The 10000-nt window shown below is 62.4% G+C and carries 9 protein-coding genes; 1 reads left to right on the top strand and 8 read right to left on the bottom strand.

Annotated features, from left to right (window positions below; genetic code table 11):
* From LDL37_RS06350 to LDL37_RS06315, 8 genes are all read right to left on the bottom strand, one after another.
* On the bottom strand, positions 1 to 453 hold a 453-nt coding region (locus LDL37_RS06350; protein ID WP_290795734.1), incomplete at its 3' end, for an FAD:protein FMN transferase.
* A 141-nt stretch (positions 454 to 594) separates the two neighbouring features.
* The gene (locus tag LDL37_RS06345) at positions 595 to 1101 is read right to left on the bottom strand and encodes a DUF2271 domain-containing protein (protein WP_290795731.1); all 507 of its coding nucleotides are present in this window, start codon (positions 1099 to 1101) and stop codon (positions 595 to 597) included.
* A gap of 8 nt (positions 1102 to 1109) precedes the next feature.
* Positions 1110 to 1730, bottom strand: a complete 621-nt coding sequence (locus LDL37_RS06340) for a PepSY-associated TM helix domain-containing protein (protein WP_290795729.1) — start codon at positions 1728 to 1730, stop codon at positions 1110 to 1112.
* A gap of 73 nt (positions 1731 to 1803) precedes the next feature.
* Positions 1804 to 2901, bottom strand: coding sequence for an alpha-hydroxy acid oxidase (locus tag LDL37_RS06335; RefSeq protein ID WP_290795737.1), 1098 nt, complete (start codon positions 2899 to 2901; stop codon positions 1804 to 1806).
* Entirely contained in the window at positions 2901 to 3581 is a 681-nt protein-coding gene (locus LDL37_RS06330; RefSeq protein ID WP_290795727.1) for a Fe2+-dependent dioxygenase, read from the bottom strand. Before LDL37_RS06330 ends, LDL37_RS06335 begins: the two co-directional genes overlap by 1 nt.
* 116 nt (positions 3582 to 3697) lie before the next feature.
* Positions 3698 to 5938, bottom strand: coding sequence for a TonB-dependent siderophore receptor (locus LDL37_RS06325; RefSeq protein ID WP_290795725.1), 2241 nt, complete (start codon positions 5936 to 5938; stop codon positions 3698 to 3700).
* Positions 5939 to 6250: 312 nt separating this feature from the next.
* The gene (locus LDL37_RS06320) at positions 6251 to 7174 is read right to left on the bottom strand and encodes a DUF4198 domain-containing protein (RefSeq protein ID WP_290795723.1); all 924 of its coding nucleotides are present in this window, start codon (positions 7172 to 7174) and stop codon (positions 6251 to 6253) included.
* Positions 7175 to 7984 (bottom strand): energy transducer TonB, encoded by an 810-nt coding sequence (locus tag LDL37_RS06315; RefSeq protein WP_290795721.1) that lies wholly within the window; start codon positions 7982 to 7984, stop codon positions 7175 to 7177.
* A 205-nt stretch (positions 7985 to 8189) separates the two neighbouring features.
* On the opposite strand from LDL37_RS06315, the gene LDL37_RS06310 reads away from it, so the two are divergent.
* Positions 8190 to 10000, top strand: a 1811-nt coding sequence (locus tag LDL37_RS06310; RefSeq protein WP_290795719.1) for a S9 family peptidase, incomplete at its 3' end; no start/stop codon positions are given.

Here is a 10000-nt window from a genome sequence, read left to right as displayed (position 1 = left end):
CTGACGCTGTGTCAGCGCGGCACGCGCTTGCGGTGTCGGCAGGCCTTCGGGCACGATCTTCGCCCCGAAACCCCACAGTTCAACGGCTTCCAGCAGGGCCGGATCGAAGGCCCCCCCGGTCAAACGCGCCATGTCGAGCGCGTGGGCGATGACCTGCATCAGCATAGGCGGCAGGGACACAAACGCCCCCGCCTTGGCCTCATTGAAGCGCGTCAGGTCGGAATCAGCGCGATAAGGCGACATTTCGGCGTCGATGCGGTCGAGTATGGCCTGAATCCGCTGGCAAAGGCCCTGCCGATCCACCGGCCCGTCACTGAACAGCCGCACCTGCCACGTCGTGGCAAAGGCCTTCCCTGACACTTCGCACGGCAGGCACGCCGATACGTCTTCCGGCAGCGTGGTCAGCGCCGGAACCAGAACGCGCCGGTTTGGTAAAGTGTCAGTTTGGGTCATTACACTTAACTTAAGCCCCTCCCCTAATTTTAGGGGAGGTGGCATTCGAGCCCCAGGCGAGAATGACGGTGGGGTTAATGGCCGAGCTTTGCCCCCACCGCCTTTGTCACTATTTCGACCGAAATCAGGAGAGGGATTTTCTTACGGCTTGATGGCGAACGCCACGGCACCCAGTTCGGTCGTGCCTTTGGTCGAAGCCGCCACGGCCTTCTTGCCGTCCCACTTGAACGGCGCCTTGACCACTTCGCGGCCGCCGCCTTCGCGCGACGCTTCGACATTCAGCACGTAGTCACCGGGCGTCAGGCCCTTCAAAGCCGAGGTGTCGATCTTCGCTGTCTGACGGCCGGGGGCCTTGGTGGCCGACGACAGACCGCTGACCTCAGACGCGCTGAGGTCGCGGCCCGACTTGCGCCACCAGGTCCGCAGGTCCTTCAGCCACTTGTCGCCCTTGCCCACCTGATACCAGACAAACAGGTTCGATTTGTGCGCGCCCGCGCCGTCTTCGATCCACGCCGCCACATAGGGCTTATGGTATTCGGCGACATTGAGACGCGGCACTTCGACATCGACGGTTACGGTCCCGGCCTGAGCGGCACCGACCGCACCAGCGCTGAGAACCGTCGTCCAGATGGCGGTTTTAGCGAACATGATAAACCTCACGCATGAATAAACAGAAGAAAGAGGATGAAGGGCACAATGGTGCCCAGACCGACCAGCGGCCAGGTGATGCGCCGCCCCCGCGCATAGATCCACAGAAGGCCCAGCCCGGTGATGCAGAAAATGACCGAGGCAATGGCGATGATGTCGATAAACAGGCTCCAGGCCGGACCAGCATTGCGCCCCTTATGCAGGTCATTGAGCACCGCAATAAAGCCGCGATGGCTCTTCTCGTAGGTCACATAGCCGGTGTCGCGCTCGACGCTCATCCATTCGTCAAAGCCCGGCCCCGGCATGGCAAAATAGAGTTCGCTATCAGAGACTTCGGGCAGGACTTTTGAGACGTCAATGCCGGTATCCGCCTTGAGCGCCCTGGCCAGATCGTCCGGCAGGCGCGCCTTGTCCTGCGCCTTCGGCAAGAGCGCCAGGGTCTGCGCGCTCAGGTCCTTTTCCCAGTTGGTGACCTGCGGCTTGGCCTCGATGAGGCTGGCGTGATTGAGCGTAAAGCCGCTGACCGAAAACAGGATCATGCCGACCAGACAGAGGGCCGAGGATATCCAGTGCCATTGGCGTAACTGATTGCGCCAGAAGGAGGGTGTCGGTTTGAACGAGGTCGTCATCAGGCTTGCGGCTCTATTTAATAATCATTCTCATTATCAAGGCGTCCCGCTTTTTGCAAGGCAGCAAAACATCTTAAATAGACAGATGTTCAGCTCTTATACGGTCCAAGGTCGGCGTTCCCGACAGGGCCATGACCACTTCCAGTTCTTCCCTTAGCGTGCGTATCGCATGGGCCACACCCAGAGGCCCGGCGGCGGCCAGAGCCTGCACGTAAGGACGCCCGATCAGCACTGCCGACGCCCCCAAAGCCAGCGCCTTGAACACATCGCTGCCGCGCCGGATGCCGCCATCGAGCAGGATCGGCACCCGTCCCGCCACAGCCGACGCTACGGCGGGCAAGGCTTCGATGGCCGCCGGCAGGGTATCAAGCACCCGGCCGCCGTGATTGGAGACGATCAGCCCATGCACCCCCATGCGACAGGCGTGGTCGGCGTCTTCCGGGGCCATAATCCCCTTGAGGATGACCGGCAAGCGCGCCTCGGACAGCACCCATTCGATGTCGTCCCAGCCGGGGGCTGTCTTCATCAGACCGTCGAAGACGCGGCTTTGCCCCGGCGCCGCGACAGGTGCAGACAACTGAGACGGCAGATTGACCGCAGACAAGTGCGGCGGCAGGCGGAACCCGGCGCGCTGTTCGCGATTACGCACCCCGGCCATCGCCGCATCGACCGTGATGACCAGCGCGCGATAGCCTTCGCGTTCGGCGCGGTGGATCAGGTCGAGCGATACGCCGTGATCGGCCTGAAGATAAAGCTGAAACCACAGGGGCGGCGCGGTTTCGGCCTGCGCCACCTCTTCTAAAGTGACGGTCGATAGGGTCGAGAGCACCATCAGGGTCTGGGTCACCGCTGCGCCCAAAGCCGTGGCACGCTCGCCGTCGGCATGGAACAGTTTCTGATAGGCGACGGGGGCTAAAAAGATCGGATGTTCATAGACATGGCCGAAGAGGTTCAGGCGCGTGTGGCCTCCGGCCACCGACCCCAGTACCCGCCCTTTCAGCAGAATTTCGGAAAAGGCCTCAAGGTTACGGCGGACCGTGTGCTCATCCCCGGCCCCCGCCTGAAGATAGGCCCAGGCCATATCGCTCAGCCGCTCGCGCGCATAGGCCTCATAGTCTGAGACCGCGACTATATCGGGGGGGATGACCGTCAGGGGCGCCTTGGCTGACATCACATCTGCGCCCATTGTCGCAGAAGGTTGTGATAGTGGGCGGTGAGGCTCACCACCTCTTCGCTGTCGCCCAGTTGGCTGCGCAGGCGCAGAATGGTCATGTCGAGTTCAAACAGCATCCGCCGTTGCTCGCTGTCCTTCACCAGACTTTGCGTCCACAGGAAGGCGGCCAGCCGCACGCCGCGGGTGACCGGCTCGACTCGGTGCAGGGAGGTGGATGGATAGAGGATGGCGTCCCCGGCGTTCAGCTTGACCTCATGCGCGCCGTAGGTGTCTTCGACGATCAGTTCGCCGCCCTCATACGCTTCCGGATCATTGAGAAAGACCGTGGTCGAAACGTCGGTGCGCGCCGTGAGGCCCTTGAACGGATCGTGATGCAGGGCGCTGTCCACGTGGTTGCCGTAGTGCCCGCCGCCTTCGTAAGCGTTAAAGCGCGGGGTCAGGACAATATGCGGCAGAGCGGCCGACTGAAACAGGGGATGACGACGCAGCGCCGCCTCTATGCGTTCCCCCAGTATACGCGCCTCCGGCACATCGGCGGGCAGTTGCTTGTTTTGCTTGACCTTCTGCGCCTGCGGCCCGGCCGAGGCCGCGCCATCGGCCCAGCGCGCCTCAGCGAGTGCGGCGCGTATCTCGGCCACCTCTTCGCGGCTCAGGACTTCGGGCAGATGCAGCAGCATGGCGAACTCATATAAACATGGCCCCGACCGGAAGGTCGGAGCCAGAAGATCATGAAGCGATTGATAAAAGGTGGAAAGGGCCGCGTCTGCGAAACAGTGACGCAGCCACGCCTTTTTTAGAACTGGTAGTTCAGGGTGACGGTGGCCGAACGCGGCGCACCGGGGATCAGACGCGAACCGCCATTGTTCAGCGTGGCGATATAGTCTTCATCCAGCAGGTTATAGACGTTCAGTTGCACCGACACCTTGTCCGTCAGTTTATACGAACCATAGGCATCGACCACCCAGTATTCCGGGATGAACGGCACGTTCTGGGTCGCCAGATCGACGCCTGGCGTATTGGCGCGCACCTGCTCACCGGTATAGCGCGCTCCGCCGCCCAGGGTCAGCTTCGGCGAGACTTCGTAGGTGGTCCAGACCGTGGCCGCCAGTTCCGGCGACCAGCGGGTGACCGCACCGGTGGCTGACGTCGTGGTGCCCTGCCCTTCCTCCACCTTGGTATCCATAGTCTGGATACCGGCGGTCAGGTTCCACTTGTCGGTGATCTTGCCGACCACGCCCAGATCAAAGCCTTTGACCGCGCGCTTGCCGAAGTTTTCACCAAAGCCTGTGTTGAATGGGTTTTCGACAAACTCGTTCAGATGCTCGGTCGAGTAATAGGCGGCGGTCAGTGACACGCGGCCCGACAGCACGTCCCACTTGACCCCGGCTTCGAGGTTGCGCGTCTCAGTCGGATCAACATTCGGGTTGTTGATATTGGTGGCCACATCGCTGCCGCCAACCGTGGTGGTCGAAGCCCCCAGATTGACCGTGCCCGGAGGCGTTTTGGAATTGGCATAGGCCACATACAGGCTGGCCGTTTCGACCGGCTTATAGACCAGACCGGCCTTATAGCTGGTCAGGGTGCCGTCGCCTTCAATCTGCCCGTTGGTCAAGGTCTTAGTGGTTATGCCGTAGCTATCGACACGCACCCCGGCATTAAACAGCCACTTTTCGCCAAAATGGATAGTGTCGAACAGATAGGCCGACCCCACATTCAGCTTAACAAAGGTGCGCGTGCCGTTGAGGCCATTGACTGGTAAATCGACGTTGGGATTTGGTCGGTAGAGGTTAGCCCGTTGATCGTCCAACAGCGTAACTGCGTTCACACCATAAACCGCCACCTTTTCCGTCGAAAACTCCAGACCGTAGGACAGATCGTGCGTGAAGGCCCCCGTGGTCGCCGAAGCCGTAAAGTTGGTCGCATTGATCAGGGCGTCATTATCCTTGACCACATGCTGACGCGAGCGGTTGACGGTCCAGGTCGAGCGATCAGTGAGATTGGTCGCGAAGATCCCGGCATTGCCCGTGCTCACTCCGGTCAGGACGCGGTCCAGCGACGTCCGGCTGAGGCGCGTCGTGTTGGTCATATAGACGCCAGACTCAAAGTCGTGCTCGAACTTCACGGTGAATTGCGAAGATTCCGTATCTTCGTAATCACGCACCGAACCGTAGTAGTTTTCAGGATCGACACGAGGAGCGGCCTGAATGGTCGGCGTAGCGTTGTAGAACCCCGGATAACCGACCGAAGGGATGCCGCCGTCAGGCACATTGTCGCCCTTTGACACTTGCGCAAAGCCATAGAGGCGCGTCGGCGTACCGATGCCGATGCCATAGGCCGCCGCAACGGCATAGCCCGACTTCTTCACCTCGTCGCGGCCCACGGCATTCACGTCTTCGGCCATCAGGTTGAGACGCAGACCGCTGGTCTTACCCACGGCGCGGTTGACATCGACCGTGGCGCGCGCCCCACCCTGACTATAGGCCGCCAGTGTACCGGAAGCCGCCGCCTCAAGCGTCGGGTGCTTGGAGACCAGATTGATATAGCCCGAAGAGGCCCCGCGACCGATATCAGCACCGCCGGCCCCCCGGATCACTTCGACCTGCTCCAGATTGAAGGTATCGCGCGACGCCGAACTCATATCGCGCACCCCATCGACCAGAACCGAGGTCGAAGCGTCGAAACCGCGCATCTGGAAGGTATCACCGGCTGAGGTATTGCCGTTTTCGCCCATCTGGACCGTGATCCCCGGCACATTGCGCAGGGCTTCCATCAAGGACGCGGCCTGTTGCTGCTGAAGGACTTCCTTCTTGATGACGCTGACGGTCTGTGGCGTGTCGATCAGGGCCTGGGTCTGCTTGGGCGACGACACCACGTCGGCCTTATAGCTGTTGTCGTCAGCGGTAACGGTGACGCCTTCCAGCTTCTTGTCCTGCGCCAGAGCCGTTGCGGAAAGCGCCGGAACCGCCGCCGCGGCCATCAGGGCGGCGGTCAGGTAACGGTTGGAAGCGTGCTTGCGATTGCGAATGTGAGACATGTGCATCAACATCTTTGAAAAAAGGCGTCGCGGTTTCCGTCTGACGCCGAGGGAGGGTGACCGGCAGACCGGCCTGCGAGCATTCTCGGTGGAATTGCGAATAATTGTCAGGTGCAAATACCGCACTTCGGCTTTATTGCAACCGCAAAATGACCCTTTTCCACCGTATGACGTCGTTTTTTGCAAGTGTGTCGCAAATTCAACAAGCGGCGCCGCAGAAATGACCGGGGGCCGACGCCGTGGTCCCACACCCGCAACGCCGGCCCCCGTTCCCGCCGGAGCGGGTAAGGCATATTATACCTCTGACAAGCCTTAGAAAGGCAGAACTTCCAGCGTCACGGCGTAAGACGACCGCACCGGCGGCATGTCCCGTTGCATGGGTTGTCCCTGCGGGCGCGCGCCCTGAGGGCCGGGCTGAGCACCGGCCTGCTGACCCGCTTGCGGACCGCCCTGCGGGCCATGGTCGTCGTCGGCTTCGGGACGCGGCGGATAAGAGGTGTTCAGATAGTACTGACCACCGAACTTCCAGTTGACGGCAATCGTACCTTCGGCATCAGCGGTCACAGTCTGCTCGTCCAGTTCGCCACGGAAACGCACGCCGCCCGGCACCACCTTGACCTTTAGGCCGGGCATCGGCTTGCCATCCATCAGTACACGGAACTTTGCCGTTTCACCCACCACCAGATCGGTCGTCGGTTGCAACGGGAATAGTTCAAGCCCCTGCCCCACCGGCTTGATTTCAGACGGTTTCCCCGACGTCACGAAGGTTTCGACGCGGCCAAAATTGCGGCTGACCTTAAGCTCCGGCGCATTGGCCGGCACGTGCTTGGCGAAGTCGTCTTCGGAACCACGGAAGCTCTTGGTTTCTTCGCCCGCCTTCCATGTGGCCATCACCATGCGATTGACCGAAGCGATGCGATAGGTGCCTTCGGTCGCCAGCTTCACGTCAAAGGTCGAGCGCAGCTTGCCCGTTGAGGCGTTTTCGGCTTCGACCGGCGAACCGTCCGGCGCGCTGATCTGAAGATTGGTCAGGCGCATGGCGTTATGGTCGGCGTAGAACAGGCCGTTAGACGAGGCGGCATCCACCGTCACATAGGTCGGACGCTGCGGATTGGTCGAGGCTTCGACCTGCGTCGCGGAGGGCAGCAGCCACTGGCTGTGGGCCAGAGCCGCCGGGGCCGCCGCCAGAAGGCCCAGCGCGGCGGTGCCGGTCAGAAGGCGCTGAATCAGGGTCATTTAGGAGTCTCCGGAAGTCTGTTCTGATGCGAGAGAATTGTGATCATGGCCCCGTCGGCGGTCGCCGCGTCTGAGGCCAAAGGTAATGGGGACGGTGGCCCAGGATTCGACCGCCTGACCGCCCCGCGTCGCCGGCCGGAACTTCCAGCGTTTGACGGAGTCTATGGCGGCGCGATCCAGTCGCATGGAGCCACTGGACGCCTGCACCTGTACCTCACCGACGCTGCCGTCGGGGCGCACCTGAAGGCGCAACTGCACCGTCCCCTCCTCGCGCCGCGCCTTGGCTTGCGGGGGATAGGCGGGCGGCGGATTGCTGTTGAGTGCCGACTCGACATCGACACCCACAAATTCATTGCGCGGTTGCGCCGCCGCCGGAGCGGGCTTGGCCACAAAGGGAGCTGCTACCGGAGCCTGAACCGGCGGGGCCTTCACGGGGGCCATATCCAGCGGCGCGACCTGAGCCACCACGGGGGCCGGGGTTTCGCGCGGCTGAAGCATCGGCTTGGGCTCAACCACAGGCGTTTCGGGTTTGGGAATATCGGGCGTGATCACGGGCTTGAGCGGTGCGCGGCGCGATTCAATCGGCACCATCTCAACGACCACGGGCGCGGTTTCCTCGACCTCCGGGGTCGTCAGACTAAACTGTGTACTGACGATATAGGCGGCCAGAGCGGCATGGACCGCCAAGGACACACCGATGGCCACCGATGCCCCGCCGCCTGTGCCCTTACGACGCCTTACAGGGGCAGACACGCTACGTTCGCTGCGCGTTGTGCCGTTTGCGTCGGTGAGAATACTCTGAGCGGTCATGCGTCAAAAGCCAGTGACAACGAACCAGACCCCAACGATCCGGATGATAGGGCTGACTAGCACTCCTGCAACTCATTCGCAAGCGCATTGAAAACAATTCTCATTATGATAAATCGTCGCACCCCTGTGGTGATATGTGTATCCGCCCCTTGATTACATTTGTGACCAACGTAAGACTGTCGCCCTAATCAAAAGGGGCCATGCCATGAGACTCAGCCACCTGCGCGCCACTGCGGCCGCCGTCACCGCCTTTATTGCCGCCGCCAGCCTGACTCCGGTCTGGGCCGCACCGGCCACAGGCTATCAGTTACCTCCGGCACCGATTGCGCAGATACTCGATGCCCCGCCGACCCCCGGCGTCATGGTCAGCCCCGAACGCCACACCATGGCGCAGATCGGCCGTGAGAACCTGCCCTCCATCGCCGCCGTGTCGGAACCGATCCTGCGTCTGGGCGGCTATCGCATCAATCCGCGCAATAATGGCCCTATCGAAGCCCGCGCTGCCTGGCTGAACAGTCTGGCCTTTGAAGACGTGGCCACGGGGGCCGTGCGTCCGGTTGCTTTGCCCGCCGGGACGCGCTTCCTGTCGCCGCGCTGGTCACCGGACGGCACGAAGCTGGGCTTTCTGGTCGATGCCAGCGGTGGTCTTGAACTGTGGGTCGCCGACGTCAAAACGGCTACGGCCAAAAAGCTGACCGGCGGCATCGTCAATGCTGCCTTCGGCGCCGGTTTCGACTGGCTGTCTGACGGTTCGGGGGTTCTCGTCTCGGCCGTTCCCGCCGGACGCGGCGCCGCCCCGGTGAAGGACACCACGCCCTCCGGCCCCGTTATTCAGGAATCGAAGGGACGCACCGCCGCCATCCGCACCTATCAGGACCTGCTGGCCAATGCCTATGACGAGGCCCTGTTCGACTATTATTTCACGTCCCAGATCACGCGCGTTTCCCTGAGCGACGGGGCGATCACGCCGATCGGCACGCCGGGTCTCTATACCTCGATGTCCGTTTCGCCGGACGGCAAATACCTACTGACCAGCCGCCTGAAGCGTCCCTACAGCTATCTTGTCCCCGCCGGGCGTTTCCCGACCGAAATCGCGGTGAGTACTTTGGATGGCAAACCGGTCAAGCTTCTGGCTGATCGTCCGTTAACGGACAATCTCCCCGCGGCCTTCGACGCCGTGCCCACCGGGCCGCGCTCCGTCTCGTGGCGCGCCGATGCCCCGGCCACGCTGGTGTGGGCCGAAGCACAGGACGGCGGCGATCCGAAAGCCAAGGCGGCCGTCCGCGACACCCTGTTTACGCTCAACGCGCCGTTCGACGGCACGCCTCAAAAGCTGATCGACCTTGATCAGCGCTATGCCGGGCTCGACTGGGGCCGCGCCGATTTCGCGCTGGTCACCAGCCGCTGGTTCGACACGCGCAAGGAAAAGCGCATCGCGCTCGATCCCTCCCGGCCCGGCAGCGGCCGCGTACTGCTGGAGCGCAACTATCAGGACCGCTACAATGATCCGGGCAGCGCCGTGTCGCGCCTCACTGCCGAGGGCGAAGAGGTGCTGCACTTCACCCCGGACGGCAAGTCGGTCTTCGTGATGGGGGCCGGCGCCTCGGCCAGGGGCGAATTCCCCTTTGTGGGCAAGATGTCCCTGAGCGACGGCAAGGTCACCCGCCTGTGGCAGGCCGAAGCCCCCTATTATGAAGCGCCGGTGGCGCTGGCCGATCTGGCGGGCAAGTCGGTCATCACCCGCCGCGAAAGCAAGGACGACGCCCCCAACTACTTTATCCGCCCGGTGGCCACAGGCTCGAAGACCCGCGCCCTGACGCAGTTCCCGGATCGCGCGCCGCAATTTGCCGGGGTCACCAAGCAGACCCTGACCTATACGCGCGCCGATGGCGTCAAGCTGTCGGGCACGCTGTACCTGCCCGCCGGTTACGATAAGGCCAAGGATGGTCCCCTGCCCCTGTTCATGTGGGCCTATCCGGAAGAGTTCACCGACGCCTCGGTCGCCAGCCAGACGGT

The organism is Asticcacaulis sp. (assembly GCF_020217185.1).
GTDB lineage: Bacteria > Pseudomonadota > Alphaproteobacteria > Caulobacterales > Caulobacteraceae > Asticcacaulis.
The sequence above is the reverse complement of the archived record's forward strand: the minus strand, read 5'-3'. Positions and strand labels throughout refer to the sequence as shown.